Consider the following 15,485-nt stretch of genomic DNA (forward strand, 5'->3'; position numbering starts at 1 on the left):
AGGACCTTTCTCGTGCTCACGGACAGAGTGACCCCGCCGACGCCCACAGTCAAGATGCCACGCGGCGATCACTCCACTGGCGCAAGCGGTGATAACGCGGAGTTACAGCCGTGACCTGCGAAAATACATGGACGTGAGCCAGGGCGGGCCTTTGGCGGGTGCGCGGACCCCGAAGGGACATGCCGACGACACCGTTCGGTTACCTCAAAAAAAATGTGGCCTAGATCACGTTGTGCTGCCGGGAATTCTGGGGTTTGGGACCTTGATCGGCGTCTGCCAGGCCCGTTCCTCAGCACTTGGCGGTCTCGACCGCCTGGTCCCCGGACTGGCCGAACATCTCCATGTTGTCGACCTTCCACCGGCCCTCGACCTTCCGCGCGCCCACCCGCATCATCGCGATGCCGCCGCTGCTCTGGTTGTCGGTGGTGCGGAGGGCGACCTGGTCGACGAAGAGGAGCACGGTGGCGCGGTCGTCGTCGAGCGAGGTCACGCCGGTGGAGACGGCCTTCACCGTGACCACCAGCTTCTGCTCCGGCGCCAGCTTGCGGACCGGCTCGAAGATCGCGTTGTACTGGCACTGGGCCTTGCCGACCAGCAGCTCGTTGGCGGCCTTCTCGGTGGCGGTGACGTCGGCGTAGTTGTAGGAGAACGCCTTCTCCACGGCTTCGCGGGTCTGACCGGCCACCTCGGTGGTGCCGGCGCTGTCCACGAGGGCCTGGTTGTAGCGCACGTCGCCCGCCTGGCTCTGGAACCACAGGCCGAGGGCGACCAGCAGGCCGGCCAGCGCGACCAGCGCGATCGGGAGGACCAGGCCGTTCCGGTCGGCGCCGGTGTCCCGGGCACGGGCGGCGCGGCGGTCGGCTGCCCAGGCGCCTCCGGTGGAGAGCTTGGCCCCGGGCTTGAGGCGCTTGAGCCGGGGGTGCTCCGGCTGCGGGTGCTCCGGCTGCGGGTGCTCCGGCTGGGATTGCTTCGGCCGGGGGTCGTCGGTGAGCACGCTGGCTGCCACGGCCTCGCCCGTGCGCTTGCGGCGACCGGTGGGGCGGGGGCCCGGTGCCGGGGCGACCAGGTCTTCTTCGACCTCGTCCGGACCGCGGTCGCCCAAGCCGGGCTCGATCAGACCCCCCTCGGCACCGGGCTCGACCGGACCGGGTTCGGCGGCGGAGTTGGCGGCGGGGGCGGGCTCGGCGGTGGTGGGCTCGGCGGGGGTGGGCTCGGCGGCGCTTGCGTCCTCGACCTGCGTGATCCCGGTGCCCGCCTCAGGGCTGGCGGTGTCAGGCCCGGTGCTCTCCGGACCGGCGGCCTCGGCCGGCGTGGTGCCGGGGCGTTTGCGCAGGCCGGCCACGCGCGGACGGGTGGAGGGGGTCGTGGGGACGGGACGGCGGCGGGGTGGGGGTGGCACTGACGTCATCTCCTCGGGTCACGCGCCGCCGGCGGCGACCGGCCCCAGCGCGCTCAGCTTCCAACCGGCATCGGTGCGGACCAGGTCCGTCTGGTACCGGTTGACCTTCTTCACCGCCTGCCCGCCCTCCGGCGTCACGGTCGTCTCCACCACGGCGATCAGATGCGCATTCCCCGCCCGCGCGTCCAGCTCCGTCACGGCCGCGTCCAACACCCGGCTGGCGGTCACCGTCTTCGCGTCCTCGATCTGCTTCTTGCGGGTCGCCCGGTCGCGCTCGACCTCGCCGCGCAGATCACCGGTCGACGTCTCGATCCACCGGTCGAGGTCTTCGTCCACCTTGCGGTAGTCCAGCGTGGTGAAGTTCGCGATCCCGACCTGCCCGACCCGCAGCACCTCTTCCCGCTCCCGCGAGAACGCCACCGAGTCGTCGGACGACGCGCTCCACCAGGACACCCCGGCCCACACCGCGTACCCGGCGGCCAACACCGCCAGGACCGCCGCGACCGGCAGCAACCACCGTCGAACGTCCATCCGCACCCCTTCCTCAGCCCGGCAGACCGAGCAACTGCCCCAGGCTGGTCAGCACCGGCGCCTCGACGGCCCGGCCCGAGTCCGGGTCCGGGTCCGCCCCCGGTTCACGACCCGGCTGCGACGTCGCGTCACCGGCCGGCGTCCCCGGCGTGCCACCGTAAGGGGCGTTCTGCGCACCCCGCACGCTGGTGGCGCTCCCCCGCGCCAGCGCGCAGTAGGCCTGGGTGTTCACCCCGACCGGAGCGGTGTCGGCGCCGGTGCGGATCGGCGTCCCCTCGTAGCCGACGGTGCACGGCGGCGGGTCGAACACGTTCAGGGCCAGCCCGAAGTGCGCGCCCGTGCCGTCGCCCTTGGCCACGGTGAACCCGCCGCCGACCGCGATCGGGTACGTCACGGCGATCTGCTCCAGCCCGTCCAGCCTGGTGACCAGGATGTTCCCGGTCGTCAGCAGGTTGGCGAACACCACGCCCAGGTCGGGCCCGGACTCCCGGAGCAGCGCCGACACCTGCTCGGCGGCCTGCGGCGACACCGCGATGAGCCGCCGGATGTCGGCGTCCGAGTTCTTCAGCTGCTCGGCCAGCGCACGCAGGTCGGTGGAGAACGACCTGATGGCGCTCCCGTGCTCGGCCTGCGTGTTCAGCACGACCAGACCGTCGTCGATCAACGCCTTGGTCTGCGGCAGGTGCTCGGTCGCCGCCTGCGTGAACGCCCTGGTGTTGTCCAGCAGCACCTGGAGGTCCGGCCCGGTGCCGTTGAACGCCAGGTCCAGCTCGTCCACGACGGTCCGCAGCGACTCCGTCGGCACCGACTTGGCGAACGAGTCGAGGTTCGTCAACAGGGTGTCCACCGGCGGCGGCGTCTTGGTCGCCGAACGCGGGATGACCGACCCGGCCTCCAGGTACGGCCCGTCCTCACCGCGTGGCCTCAGGTCGACGAACTGCTCGCCCACGGCGGACCGGTTGGCGACCACGGCCTCCAGGTCGGCGGGGATGTCGGGCGCGCTGGGGTCGATGTCGAGGTCGACCTCCAGGCCGTCGGCGGTCAGCCGCATCTGGCCGACCCGGCCGACTGCGACGCCCCGGTAGGTGACCTCGGCGTTGGTGAACACGCCACCGGAGTCGGCGAGCTGCATCGTCACCACGTACCCGGACGCGCCGAACAACCGGCCGAGCCCGACGTACCGGGCGCCGACGTAGCTCACACCGAGCAGCGCGATCAGCACGAACACGCCGATCTGGACCTTGATCTTGCCGGGGATCACCGCCCACCTCCGAGGAGTCCGCCGAGCACGTCGCCCAGCCCGGGGGTGCCGGACGTCCCGGGCGTTCTGGGCAGGGGCAGGGGCAGGTTCGGCAGCGGCAGCGGCAGGGACGGCGCGTGGCCGTCGATACCGGGCAGGCCGGGCAGGGTGGGCAGCGGCGACTGCCGGGACCGGCCCAGGTTGTCCACGATCGTGCCGAGGTTCAGGTCCAGGTCCACGTACAGGTTCGTGTAGTCGCCCTTGATGCCGTCCACCGCCGAGTCCGGGAACGGGTAGGTCAGCAGCAGTTCGAAGGCGTTCGGCAGGTCCGTGCCCGCCTCCGCGAGCTTCTGCAGCGTCGGCGCCAACGCCTTCAGGTCGGCCACCACGTCGTCCTTGGACTTGTTCACCGTGTCGACCGCGACGTCGGCCAGCGCGTCCAGCGCCTGGAGCAGGGTGACCAGCTGGGTCCGCTGCTCGCTGAGCACCTTCAGGCCCGGCTCCAGCCCGTCCAGCACGCCCGCGATCTGCTCGCGCTGGGTGCTCAGCGCGCCGCCGAGGCGGTTCATGCCGTCCAACGCGCGGGTGATCTCGTCCTTGTGCCCGTCGAGCTCGCCTACCAGCGTGTTCAGGTTGGCCAGCAGCGACCGGATCTCCGGCTCGTTGCCCTCCAGGGCCGCGTTCAGCTCCCGGCTGATGTCCTGGAGCTGGGCGATGCCACCGCCGTTGAGCAGCATGGACAGCGCGCCGAAGACCTCTTCGACCTCGGGGTTGCGGTTGGTCCGCTCGACCGGGATGACAGAGCCCTCACCCAGCGAGCCCTCTTCACGTCCCTCGACCGGCTCGTCCAGCTCCACGTACTTCTCGCCGAGCAGCGCGGACTGGCGCAGCCGGGCGACGGCGTTGCCGGGCAGCTTCACGTCGCCGTTGACCAGCACGGTCACCTCAGCGGTCCAGCCGTCCGCCCCGAGGTCGATCCGGTCCACCCGGCCGACCGGCACGTCGTTGACCTTCACGCCAGCCTGCGGCACCAGGTCCAGCACGTCCTTGAACTGCACCTTCACCCGGTACGGCCGGTCGCCGACGTCCGCGCCGCCGGGCAGCGGCATGTTGTAGACGCCGTCGAAGCCGCCCGAGCCGCAGCCGGTCAGCACCGTCAGCGCCAACGTGCTCGCCAGGAGCACCGCGTTGCGCGGTGAACGCCGCACCGGGACAGATTTCGCTGGAACGGATCCCACCGGGACACGTTTCACTGGGGCACCCCCGCGAGTGGCAGGGGCAGCGGGACCTTGCCCTGGGACAGGTCGGTGAGCACTTCGGCGGGCGTCTTCAGCGGCACCGCGCCGCTCAGGACCGGCTCCAGCTGACGGCACGCGTCGGCGAGCGGGCCAGGCACCCGACCCGGTTCGACGCCCTGGATGAGCTTGCAGACCAGCACGATCGGCGGCTGGTTCAGCTCGTTGATGTCGGCGCGGACGTCGAGCGTGCCGGACGCCGCGTTGTAGGCGTTCTGCAGGTTGCCCAGGGCCAGCGGCGCGACGTCCAGCGCCTCGGCCAGCGAGGCGCGCTGGTCCACCAGGACCTGGGTGATGCCGGCGAGCTTGTCGACGTTCGACTTGAGCACGGCCCGGTTGTCCTGGATGAACCCCTGCACCTGGCCGAGCGCGGTGGCCAGCTCGTTCAGCGCGCCGCCCAGGTTCTCCCGCTCGTCGGCCAGGAACCCGGCGACCTCGGCCAGCTGGAGGTTGAAGTCGCGCACCTGGCTGTCGTTCGCGGCGAGCATGCCGGTGAACTTCTGGAGGTTGTCGACGGTGCCGAACAGGTCGTCCTTCGAACCGGACAGCGTGCGGGTGGCCTCACCGAGCTGCTTGATCGTGTCGCCGAGCGCCTGGCCGTTGCCCCGGAGGTTGTTCGCGGCCGAGTCGAGCAGCTCGGACAGCGCGCCGTCCTTGTTCGCGCCGTTCGGGCCGAGCGCGGTGGTGAGCTTGTTGAGGCTGTCGTACAGCTCGTCCAGCTCGACGGGGGTGGCGGTGCGCTCACGCGGGATGGTCGCGTTCTCACCCATCGCCGGTCCACCGGTGTAGACGGGGGCGAGCTGCACGTACCGGTCGCTGACCACGCTCGGCGCGACCACGACGGCCTGCGCGTCCGCCGGCACCTTGACCGCGCGGTCGAGCGACATGACGACCTTCACCGTCTTGCCCTGCGGCTCGACTTCCTCGATGGTGCCGACCTTCACGCCGAGCACCCGCACGTCCGAGCCCGCGTACACGCCCACGGCCGCACCGAACACCGCCGTCACCCTGCGGCTGTTGGCGCCCGCGAAGACCCACCACACCGCCAGCGCGGCCACGAGCGCGAGCACGCACGCGATCGCGACGGCACGGGCCAGGTCACGGCCGACCTTGGTCGTCGCCATGTCAGTTCCCACCCCCTGGCTGTCCTGACCGCTGCACGCCGGGCGGGAGGCAGCCCTCTTCGTTGAACCCGACCGCGCCGAGATTCACCGACGGCGGCAGCAGGCCGCAGATGTACGTGTCGAACCAGCGGCCGTTGCCGAGGGTGTTCGCGAACACCCGGTAGAACGGCCCCATCAGCGCCAGGCTCCGGTCGAGCTGGTCCTGGTTGCGCTGCAACATCGTGGTCACCCGGTCGAGCTGTTCCAGCGCCGGTCGCAGCTGGGCCGAGTTGTCGGCGACCAGGCCGGACAGCTCGCGGGACAGCTCGCGGGTGCCGGTGAGCAGCGCCGAGATCGCGTCCCGCCGCTTGCGCAGCTCGCCCAGCAGCAGGTTGCCGTCCGCGAGCAGCTTCTCGAACTGCTCGTTGCGGTCGGCCAGGGTCTGGGTGACCTGGTTCGCGTTGGCCAGCAACCGCGCCAGCTGCTCGTCCCGGGAGGAGATCGTCCTCGACAGGGCGGACAGGCCGTCCAACGCGCCGCGCACGCTGTCCGCCGAGCCCTGGAACGTCTCCGACAGCACCTCGAAGCTGTCCGCGAGCTGCTTGGTGTCGATCCGGCCGACCGTGGACGCCAGGCCGTTGAACGCCTCCTGCACGTCGTACGGCGACAGCGTGCGCTCGCGCGGGATCGGGTCGCCCGGGTTCAGCGGCTCCGACCCCTGCGGGTCGAGGGCCAGGAACTTCTGCCCGAGCAGGGTCTTGATCCGGATCGTCGCGGTGGTGCGGTCGCCCACCCAAGCGTCCTTGACCTTGAACGACACCTTCACCTTGTCGCCGTCCAGCTCGACCTTGGTCACCTTGCCGACCTTCACGCCCGCCACGCGCACCTCGTTCGTCGGGATCAGGCCGGCCGCCTCGGTGAACTCGGCCGAGTACGTGGTGCCGCCGCCGATGAGCGGCAGGTCGTCCGAGTAGAAGGCGGCGAGCATCAGCAGGGCGATCACGGTCAGGCTCACCGCGCCCACGGTCACCGGGTTGCGTTCGGTTCTCACGGGCGGCACCTCGGCTGGGTGATCGGCAGCGGCGTGATCGCGATCGGGTCGTTGACGACCGGCGGCACGGTCACCGTCCCGGAGCCCTCGCACAGGAAGAAGTTGAACCAGGACCCGTAGGACGCGGTCCGCGTCATCGCCTCGATCTTGCCGGGCAGGCGCTGGAGGACGCCCTCGACGACCGCCTCGTTGTCCGCGAGCGTCTGCGACACCAGCCCGAGCTGCGCGATGTTGTCCTTCAACGGCTGTCGCGACTCTTCGAGCAGGCCGGCCGTCGTCGTGCTCAGGTCGCCCATGGCGCTGATCGCCTCACCGATGGGCTGCCGGTCGGCGGCGAGTCCCGCGGTCAACTCCTCCAGCGTGGTGACCAGCGTGGACACCTGCTCGGTGCGCGAGTTGACGGTGTCCAGCACCGAGTTCAGGTTGGTGATGACCTCGCCGATCACCTTGTCGCGGCCGGCCAGCGTGGACGTCAGCGACGCGGTGTGGCGGAGCAGGCTGTCGATCGTGCCGCCCTCGCCCTGGAGCACCTGGATGATCTCGTTCGACAGCTGGTTCACGTCGTCCGGGTTCAGCGCCTGGAACAGCGGCTTGAAGCCGTTGAACAGCACGGTCAGGTCGAGCGCCGGCTTCGTGCGCTCCAACGGGATCACGTCACCGGGCTTGAGCGGTGACGCGTCGCCGACGCCGTGCTCCAGCGCGATGTACCGCTGGCCGACCAGGTTGCGGTACTTGATCGTCGCGGTGACCGACGACGGCAGCGTGCGCTCGCCTTCCAGCGCGAAGTCCACCTCCGCCACCCGCCGGTCGACCACCCGGATCTCCTCCACCTGGCCGATCCGCACGCCCGCGATGCGGACGTCGTCGCCCTCGTTGAGCGCCGTCACGTCGGTGAACCGGGCGGTGTAGGCGGTGGCGGGGGCGAAGCTCACGTTGGAGATGGTCACCGCGAGCAGCGTCGTCGCCAGGATGGTGATCGCGGCGAACACGCCGAGCTTGACCAGCGGTGCGGCCAGGGACCTCATGCCGTCACCTCCGCGCCCCGGTACAGCGGGCCGAGCAGCAACGAGGTGAAACTCGGCATCTCGCTCTTCCGCATCCCGAACTGCGGCGCGAGCAGCGCGGCCAGGAAGTCCTGCTCCTCCGGGGAGTTCGCCAGCGACGGCACGCCGTGGAACGCCGAGGGCGACGTCGTGCCGCCCGGGGAGGTGGCGGGCGGCAGCACGCCGTCGCTCACCGAACGCGCGGGCGCGGGGGTCGACGAGCCGTCCTTCACCGGGCCCTCCGGCGGGTACTGCGGGAACGGGTCCGGCCGCGGCACGATGTCGTAGCAGCGCGGGCCGCGCTTGTCGGCGTACTCCGGGTCGTCCTTGCCCGGCTCGTACTTGCCGCGGTTGGCGGTGACCTCCAGCGTGATGTGCAGGCCGGGCTCGTTCGTGCCCTTGCCGAACACCTCGTCCATGATCGGCTTGAACTCGGCCAGGCCCTTGAGCAGGCACGGGTACTGGGGCGAGTACTCGGCCAGCAGCTCCAACGTCGGCCGGCTGACGTCGGCCAGCTGGATCAGGTTGTTCTTGTTCACCGCGAGGAAGCTGTTCACGTCGAGCGCGGTCGTGGTGAGCGTTCCGTACATGGCCAGCAGGTTCTCCCTCTGCTCGACCAACGTGCGGCTGGTGACGGTGGCGTCCGTGAGGGCCTGGACCAGGTCCGGCGCGGCGTCGGCGTAGACCTCGGAGACGTCCGCGAGCCGGCTGATGCCCTCCTTGAGCGCGGGCAGCTGCGGGTTGAACTCGCCCAGGTAGGCGTCGAGCTGGACCAGCGTCTCGCCGAGCGGCCTGCCCCGGTTCTCCAGCGCCTGCGACAGCGCGGTCAGCGTGGTGGCCAGCTTCTCCGGCTGCACCGCCTGGAGCACCGGCATCAGGTCGTCGAGCACCCGTTCCAGCTCGATGGCGCTGCTGGACCGGTCCTGCGCGATCACGTCGCCCTCGGCCAGCGGCTGCTGCCCCTGCTTCGGCAGCACCAGGTTCACGTACCTCTCGCCGAACAACGTCTTCGGCAGCAGCCGCGCGGACACGTTGGCGGGGATGTGCCGCACCTGCTCCGGGTCCAGCGCCAGTTCGAGCTCGGCGCCGTCACCCGAGGTCCGGATCGCCTTGACCTCGCCGACGATCATGCCGCGGACCTTCACGTCCGAGTCCAGCTGGAGCTGGTTGCCGACCCGGTCGGTCTTCAGCGTCACCTTGACGACCTCGGTGAACGCGTCGTTGTACAGCGCCACCGTGAGGCTGAGGAAGAGGGCGATGATCGCGAGGAACGCCACGCCCAGGAGCCGGATCTTCAGCATGTCGCCGCCTCCGCTGAGAAGAGCACGTCGACCGCATTCGTCGCCGCCTCCGCTGAGAAGAGCACGTCGACCGCATTCGTCGCCGCCTCCGCTGAGAAGAGCACGTCGGCGGTCATCCCGCGATCCTCACCGTCGTCGTGGTGCCCCAGATCGCCATGCTGAGGAAGAAGTCCAGCAGGCTCGTCGTCACGATCGCGGTGCGCACCGCGCGGCCGACCGCGACACCCACGCCCGCCGGGCCGCCGCTGGCGCGGTAGCCGTAGTAGCAGTGCGTCAAGATGATCACGACGGCGAAGACGAGCACCTTGCCGAACGACCAGAGCACGTCCACCGGGGGTAGGAACAGGTTGAAGTAGTGGTCGTACGTGCCCGCCGACTGCCCGTAGAACTGCACGGTGATCAACCTCGCCGCCAGGTACGACGTGAGCAGGCCGATCACGTACAGCGGGATGATCGCGATGAACCCGGCGATGATCCGCGTGGTGACCAGGTACGGCAGGCTGGGGATGCCCATGACCTCCAGCGCGTCGATCTCCTCGGAGATCCGCATCGCGCCGAGCTGCGCGGTGAAGCCGGAGCCGACCGTGGCGCTCAACGCGAGCCCGGCCACGAGCGGCGCGATCTCGCGGGTGTTGAAGTACGCGGACACGAAGCCCGCGAACGCCGACGTGCCGATCTGGTTCAGCGCGGTGAAGCCCTGGAGGCCGACGACCGTGCCGGTGAACACGGACAGACCGACCATCACGCCGATCGTGCCGCCGATGACCGCCAGCGCGCCGGTGCCGAAGCTGACCTCGGCCAGCAGCCGCAGCGTCTCGCGCAGGTAGCGGGTCAGCGTGCGCGGGGTCCACGCCAGCGCGCGGATGTAGAACCACAGCTGGTCGCCGAACGTGTCCAGCATGGTGAGCGGCGCGTTGGCGACCTTGCGCAGCCGGTCGTTGATCGTGGCCATCTCAGCTCCCCTTCGCCGGGACGACCTGGAGGTAGATCGTGGTGAGCACGAAGTTGACGAAGAACAGCAGCAGGAACGTGATGACCACGGCCTGGTTGACCGCGTCGCCCACGCCCTTCGGGCCACCCGCCGGGTTGAGGCCGCGGTAGGAGGCGACGATGCCCGCGAGGAACCCGAAGATCAACGCCTTGATCTCGGAGATCCACAGGTCCGGCAGCTGCGCCAGGGCGCTGAAGCTCGCCAGGTACGCGCCGGGCGTGCCGTCCTGCAGGATCACGTTGAAGAAGTAGCCGCCCATCACGCCGACCACGCTGACCATGCCGTTCAGCAGCACGCTGACCAGCATCGCGGCCAGCACGCGCGGCACGACCAGGCGCTGGATCGGCGAGACGCCCAGCACCTCCATCGCGTCGATCTCCTCGCGGATCTTGCGGCTGCCCAGGTCGGCGCAGATCGCGCTGCCGCCCGCGCCGGCGATGAGCAGGGCCGTCACGATCGGGCTGGCCTGCTGGATGATCGCCAGCACGCTCGCCGCGCCGGTGAACGACTGGGCGCCGATCTGGCGGGTCAGCGAGCCGATCTGGAGCGCGATGACCGCGCCGAACGGGATCGAGACCAGGGCCGTCGGCAGCACCGTCACGCTCACCACGAACCAGCACTGCTGGATGAACTCGCGGAACTGGAACGGGCGGCGGAACGTGAGGCGGACGACGTCGATGGCGAGCGAGAACATCCGTCCCGTCTCGCGCAGCGCGCCGACGCCGGGGAACGACGTCGGTGCGCTCACAACAGGCCCCCTCGCCGGGGCCACGGGCTCGGGGTCGTCGGGCCGGGCGTGGTCGGGCCCGGCGCGGCAGGACCGGGCACGACCGGACCGGGCACGACCGGACCGGACGCGGCAGGATTGCCCTGGGTGACCCCGGCCATGACGCCGTAGCGGCGCTGCTCGTCCGAGGTCAGGCTGGCGATGATGCCCTGCTGGGCCTCGGGCGGCAGGGTGTGCAGGATGCTCATCACCCGGTCCTTGCGCCGCCGCACCGCGCCACGCGGCGGGAGGCCGGGCGTCGGCTCCAGCTGCGGCACCACACCGCGCATGTCCTCGTCCGGCGAGCCGTCCGCGTGGCCGGCGTCGCGGTGGGCGAGTTCGGCGGCCATCGTCGCCTGGTCCTTCTCCTCCGACATGCCGATCGGACCGATGCGGCGGCCGTTGAGAAACTGCTCGACCACCGGTTCGTCGCTGGTCAGCAGGACTTCGCGGGGACCGAACATGATCAGCTCGCGGCGGAAGAGCATGCCCAGGTTGTCCGGGACCGTGCGCGCCACGGTGATGTTGTGCGTGACGATCAGGATGGTGGCGTCGATCTGCGAGTTCAGGTCGATGAGGAGCTGGCTCAGGTACGCCGTGCGGACCGGGTCGAGGCCGGAGTCCGGCTCGTCGCACAGGATGATCTCGGGGTCGAGCACCAGGGCGCGGGCCAGGCCGGCGCGCTTGCGCATACCGCCGGAGATCTCGCCGGGGAGCTTCTTCTCCGCGCCGACGAGGCCGACCATCTCCATCTTCTCCAGCACGATCCGCCGGACCTCGGCCTCCGTCTTGCGGGTGTGCTCGCGGAGCGGGAAGGCGACGTTGTCGAAGAGGTTCATCGAGCCGAACAGCGCGCCGTCCTGGAAGAGGACGCCGAACAGCTTCCGGATCTCGTAGAGCTTGTGCTCGGAGCAGCGGACCAGGTCCGTGCCGTTGATGATGATCTTGCCCTGCTCCGGCTTCAGCAGGCCGACCAGGGACTTCAGGAACACCGACTTGCCCGTGCCGGACGGACCGAGCATCACGCTGACCTCGCCAGGCGGGAGGGTGAGCGTGACGTCCCGCCAGATGGTCTGCTTGCCGAAGGACTTCGTCAGGCCCTCGACGACCACCTCGACGCCCATCACACCTCCTGGTCACCGGCTGCAACGCCCAGCCGCCGGCCAGGCCGGCGTCATACCGGTGCAACGAGGCCACCCCGTCCCGGTTACTCACCGGTTGGGCTAACGCGGTCTCGGATGGATAACGGTGCGGACAGCACGAGGGCGGGCACCCCGTGGGGTGCCCGCCCTCGTAGCGGCGCGCGGTGTTCGGATCCCTCGCGGGATCAGATCACTTGAGCGAGATCTTGGCGCCGGCAGCCTCGAGCTTCTCCTTGGCGGCGTCGGCGACGTCCTTCGCCACGTTCTCCAGGATCGGCTTCGGAGCGGCCTCGACCAGCTCCTTGGCCTCCTTCAGGCCCAGGCCCGAGACGACCTCGCGGACGACCTTGATGACCTGGATCTTCTTGTCGCCGGCGCCCTCGAGGACGACGGTGAACTCGTCCTTCTCCTCGACCTCGGCGGCGGCCGGGCCGGCCGGGCCGGCAGCGGCAACGGCGACCGGAGCGGCGGCGGTGACCTCGAAGGTCTCCTCGAACTGCTTCACGAAGGACGACAGCTCCAGGAGCGTCATCTCCTTGAACGCGTCGAGCAGCTCGTCGGTGCTGAGCTTCGCCATGATGGCGGTCCTTTCTCTTTCAACGCCCGAACTGCGGCCGGGACGCGGATGTCTGGGGTGTGATCAGCTTTCGGCCGGAGCATCGGCCTCGGCGGCGACGGGCGCCTCCGCGGCCTTCTTCTCCTGGAGGGCAGCAGCCAGGCGAGCGACCTGGGAAGCCGGGGCGTTGAACAGACCCGCGGCCTTGGCCAGGTTGCCCTTCATCGCGCCCGCCAGCTTGGCGAGCAGCACCTCACGGGTCTCGAGGTCCGCGATCGCGGCGACCTCTTCGACCGAGAGGGGACGGCCATCCATGTAGCCGCCCTTGATGACCAGGGCCTTGTTGTCCTTCGCGAAGTCACGCAGGGCCTTCGCCGCGTCGACCGGCTCGCCTTCGACAAAGGCGATGGCGGTGGGGCCGACGAGCAGGGCTTCGAGGCCCTGGACGCCCGCGTCCTCAGCGGCACGCTTGACCAGCGTGTTCTTCGCAACGGTGTACGTGGTGCCCGCGCCGAGAGCGCGACGCAGCGTGGTGAGCTGCGCCATGGAGAGGCCGCGGTACTCGGTCACGACAGCGGCCGAGCTTCCACGGAACTTGTCCGTGAGCTCGGCGACGGCCGAAACCTTGCTGGGCTTCGCCATGATCGCCTCCTCTCTGGGCTAGTGACGCGCCGGTCGAGCCGAGAGGGCCGCACAAAGCAAAAACGCCCCTGCGCAGCAGCACGGGGCGTGACGGGCGCATGAGCGCCTTAGTCTTCCTCGTTCTCCTGCGCGGGCCGCCCGCTTCGCGGGACCTTCGCTCCCAGCCGACAAGGGCCGGGACGACCAGCGGTCTTTGGTGAACCATCGGCAAGACTACGGGATGTGTCGTCGCGGCTCCAAATCGGCATGATGTGACCCGTGACCGAAGAGCCCCCGAGGAACCCGCCGCCACCGGACGTCGACCCGGAACAGCTCCGGCAGTTCCAGGAGTTCCAACGGTTCCAGGAGTTCCAGCGCTACCAACAGGCCCAGGGCACCGGCCTGCCGCCGAGCCTGCCCCCCGGCGCCACGCCGCCCCCGGCGCTGCCGCCCACCGGACCGCCACCGCCCACTGGACCGCCACCGGCCTCGGACCCGCCGCGCAAGCCGCTGTGGAAGATCCTCCTGCGCAGCAAACTGGTCCGCCGCCTCGTCTACCTGGTGGTGGTTCTGCTCGTGCTGTCGTACTTCTACGACAGGTTCTTCGGCGGTGAGGATCCCGGCAGCATCGCGGTCGACAGCGGCGGCGACAAGGGCAACGTCATCGCGCCCCAGACCCCGTACGGCCTCCAGGGCACTGTCGCGCTGTTCTACAAGCACGTCATGAACGACGACTCGGGCCGCGCGTGCCTGCTTTTCTCGGAGGAGGACGCGGAGAAGGCGTTCGCCACCGCGTTCGGCGCGCCCGACTGCGAGGCCGCGGTGCATGAGCTGCACGGCCAGGTCACGCGGGAGGTCGACTACCGGCAGATCAGGTTCCCCAGCACCATGCGGGAAGTTCCCTCGGGCGGGTCGGTCGAGGTCAGCTCGTGCGCGCTGGACGTGCGGGGTGGGCCGCGGCTGGGCAAGTTCGTGCTGTCCGCGCAGCAGAACAAGACCTGGGTGATCACCGGCTACGAGGCCGAGCCCGCGGACTGCGTCGGCCCGTGAACCCCATTTGACGAAAGCGGCAGCGCCCCTCGGCGGGAGGCCGAGGGGCGCTGCTGGGTGCTTCGACGCGCCGAGATCAGGCGGTGGCGTCGTCGGTGAGCAGGTTCCGAGTCCGGTTCGGGTCGACCGGGATACCGGGGCCCATCGTGGTCGAAACGGTGATCTTGCGGAGGAACCGGCCCTTCGCCGCCGACGGCTTGGCCCGCAGGATCTCGTCCAGCGCGGCGGCGTAGTTCTCGACCAGCTTCTCCGGCTCGAACGACACCTTGCCGATGACGAGGTGCAGGTTCGCCTGCTTGTCGACGCGGAAGTTGATCTTACCGCCCTTGATCTCGTTCACGGCCTTGGTGACGTCGGGCGTCACGGTGCCGGTCTTCGGGTTCGGCATCAGGCCACGCGGGCCGAGGATGCGGGCGATGCGACCGACCTTCGCCATCTGGTCGGGCGTGGCGATCGCGGCGTCGAAGTCGAGCCAGCCACCCTGGATGCGCTCGATCAGGTCCTCGGAGCCGACCGCGTCCGCACCGGCGGCCTCGGCCTCGGCGGCCTTGTCACCGGTTGCGAAGACGATCACGCGGGCGGTCTTGCCCGTACCGTGCGGCAGGTTCACGGTGCCGCGGACCATCTGGTCGGCCTTGCGGGGGTCGACGCCGAGCCGGATGGCGACCTCGACGGTCGCGTCCAGCTTCACCTTGGACGTTTCCTTGGCGAGCTTGGTTGCCTCCAGCGGCGAGTAGAGCCGCTCACGGTCAACCAGCTCAGCAGCGTTCTTGTACGCCTTGCTGCGCTTCATGCTTCTGTCCTTAAAGTGGATCAGCTGTGGTGACGAGCCAGCGCGTGGCTCTCCCACGACTACGAAAAAGAGAGAGAAAGGTCAGCCTTCGACGGTGATGCCCATGGAGCGGGCGGTGCCGGCGATGATCTTCGCCGCCTGGTCCACGTCGTTGGCGTTGAGGTCGATCATCTTGTTCTGCGCGATCTCCCGCACCTGGTCCATGGTCACCTTGGCGACCTTGAGGCGGTGCGGCTCGCCCGAGCCCTTCTCCACACCGGCAGCCTTGAGCAGCAGCTTCGCGGCCGGCGGGGTCTTGAGCTTGAAGTCGAACGAGCGGTCTTCGTACACGGAGATCTCGACCGGCACGACAGTGCCGCGCTGCGACTCGGTCGCGGCGTTGTACTGCTTGCAGAACTCCATGATGTTGACGCCGTGCTGACCCAGCGCGGGGCCAACGGGCGGCGCGGGGTTCGCGGCCCCGGCCTTGATCTGCAGCTTGATGATCGCTGCGAGCTTCTTCTTCTTGGGTGGCATCTCAGTGCTTCCTGTTATTGCGGTGTCCGCGCGCGGCCCTGCCAGCCGCAGCGTGGCTGCCGGCGCCTGTCCGTCCAGAGGGGCACC

General features: G+C 69.8%; 17 protein-coding genes. 1 reads left to right on the forward strand and 16 read right to left on the reverse strand.

Going from position 1 to position 15,485, the window contains the following annotated elements:
* Positions 1 to 289 precede the first annotated feature (289 nt).
* The 14 genes from ACRAKI_RS33815 to rplJ all read right to left on the reverse strand — a co-directional run bounded on the left by ACRAKI_RS33815 (position 290) and on the right by rplJ (position 13,060).
* A complete protein-coding gene (locus ACRAKI_RS33815; RefSeq protein WP_447004524.1) occupies positions 290 to 1,408 on the reverse strand; it encodes a hypothetical protein in 1,119 nt (372 codons plus the stop codon).
* A gap of 9 nt (positions 1,409 to 1,417) precedes the next feature.
* Positions 1,418 to 1,930 (reverse strand): hypothetical protein, encoded by a 513-nt coding sequence (locus tag ACRAKI_RS33820; RefSeq protein ID WP_447004525.1) that lies wholly within the window; start codon positions 1,928 to 1,930, stop codon positions 1,418 to 1,420.
* A 13-nt stretch (positions 1,931 to 1,943) separates the two neighbouring features.
* Complete coding sequence (locus tag ACRAKI_RS33825) at positions 1,944 to 3,191, reverse strand: MCE family protein (protein ID WP_447004526.1); 1,248 nt, start codon at positions 3,189 to 3,191, stop codon at positions 1,944 to 1,946.
* Positions 3,188 to 4,378: an MCE family protein gene (locus ACRAKI_RS33830; protein WP_447004527.1), complete on the reverse strand. Its 1,191-nt coding sequence runs from the start codon at positions 4,376 to 4,378 to the stop codon at positions 3,188 to 3,190. Before ACRAKI_RS33830 ends, ACRAKI_RS33825 begins: the two co-directional genes overlap by 4 nt.
* A 41-nt stretch (positions 4,379 to 4,419) precedes the next feature.
* A complete protein-coding gene (locus ACRAKI_RS33835; protein WP_447004528.1) occupies positions 4,420 to 5,589 on the reverse strand; it encodes an MCE family protein in 1,170 nt (389 codons plus the stop codon).
* Position 5,590: 1 nt separating this feature from the next.
* A complete protein-coding gene (locus tag ACRAKI_RS33840; RefSeq protein ID WP_447004529.1) occupies positions 5,591 to 6,619 on the reverse strand; it encodes an MCE family protein in 1,029 nt (342 codons plus the stop codon).
* A complete protein-coding gene (locus tag ACRAKI_RS33845) occupies positions 6,616 to 7,644 on the reverse strand; it encodes an MCE family protein (RefSeq protein WP_447004530.1) in 1,029 nt (342 codons plus the stop codon). Before ACRAKI_RS33845 ends, ACRAKI_RS33840 begins: the two co-directional genes overlap by 4 nt.
* Positions 7,641 to 8,963 (reverse strand): MCE family protein, encoded by a 1,323-nt coding sequence (locus ACRAKI_RS33850; protein ID WP_447004531.1) that lies wholly within the window; start codon positions 8,961 to 8,963, stop codon positions 7,641 to 7,643. The genes ACRAKI_RS33845 and ACRAKI_RS33850 overlap by 4 nt, the downstream gene beginning before the upstream one ends.
* Positions 8,957 to 9,079, reverse strand: coding sequence for a hypothetical protein (locus ACRAKI_RS33855; RefSeq protein WP_447004532.1), 123 nt, complete (start codon positions 9,077 to 9,079; stop codon positions 8,957 to 8,959). The genes ACRAKI_RS33850 and ACRAKI_RS33855 overlap by 7 nt, the downstream gene beginning before the upstream one ends.
* Positions 9,076 to 9,915 (reverse strand): MlaE family ABC transporter permease, encoded by an 840-nt coding sequence (locus tag ACRAKI_RS33860; RefSeq protein ID WP_447004533.1) that lies wholly within the window; start codon positions 9,913 to 9,915, stop codon positions 9,076 to 9,078. Before ACRAKI_RS33860 ends, ACRAKI_RS33855 begins: the two co-directional genes overlap by 4 nt.
* Position 9,916: 1 nt before the next feature.
* On the reverse strand, positions 9,917 to 10,648 hold the full coding sequence (locus tag ACRAKI_RS33865) for an MlaE family ABC transporter permease (protein ID WP_447008592.1): 732 nt from the start codon (positions 10,646 to 10,648) through the stop codon (positions 9,917 to 9,919).
* Positions 10,649 to 10,698: 50 nt separating this feature from the next.
* Positions 10,699 to 11,844: an ABC transporter ATP-binding protein gene (locus ACRAKI_RS33870; protein WP_447004534.1), complete on the reverse strand. Its 1,146-nt coding sequence runs from the start codon at positions 11,842 to 11,844 to the stop codon at positions 10,699 to 10,701.
* A gap of 208 nt (positions 11,845 to 12,052) precedes the next feature.
* Positions 12,053 to 12,439 (reverse strand): 50S ribosomal protein L7/L12, encoded by a 387-nt coding sequence (rplL, locus tag ACRAKI_RS33875; protein ID WP_447004535.1) that lies wholly within the window; start codon positions 12,437 to 12,439, stop codon positions 12,053 to 12,055.
* A 63-nt stretch (positions 12,440 to 12,502) separates the two neighbouring features.
* A complete protein-coding gene (gene rplJ, locus ACRAKI_RS33880; protein ID WP_447004536.1) occupies positions 12,503 to 13,060 on the reverse strand; it encodes a 50S ribosomal protein L10 in 558 nt (185 codons plus the stop codon).
* 258 nt (positions 13,061 to 13,318) lie between these two features.
* On the opposite strand from rplJ, the gene ACRAKI_RS33885 reads away from it, so the two are divergent.
* Positions 13,319 to 14,089, forward strand: coding sequence for a hypothetical protein (locus tag ACRAKI_RS33885; RefSeq protein WP_447004537.1), 771 nt, complete (start codon positions 13,319 to 13,321; stop codon positions 14,087 to 14,089).
* A 76-nt stretch (positions 14,090 to 14,165) separates the two neighbouring features.
* Here ACRAKI_RS33885 and rplA read toward each other — a convergent pair whose 3' ends face one another.
* Positions 14,166 to 14,882 (reverse strand): 50S ribosomal protein L1, encoded by a 717-nt coding sequence (gene rplA, locus ACRAKI_RS33890; RefSeq protein WP_447004538.1) that lies wholly within the window; start codon positions 14,880 to 14,882, stop codon positions 14,166 to 14,168.
* An 81-nt stretch (positions 14,883 to 14,963) separates the two neighbouring features.
* On the reverse strand, positions 14,964 to 15,398 hold the full coding sequence (gene rplK, locus ACRAKI_RS33895; RefSeq protein ID WP_447004539.1) for a 50S ribosomal protein L11: 435 nt from the start codon (positions 15,396 to 15,398) through the stop codon (positions 14,964 to 14,966).
* Positions 15,399 to 15,485: the final 87 nt, after the last annotated feature.

Source organism: Saccharothrix isguenensis, assembly GCF_052936305.1.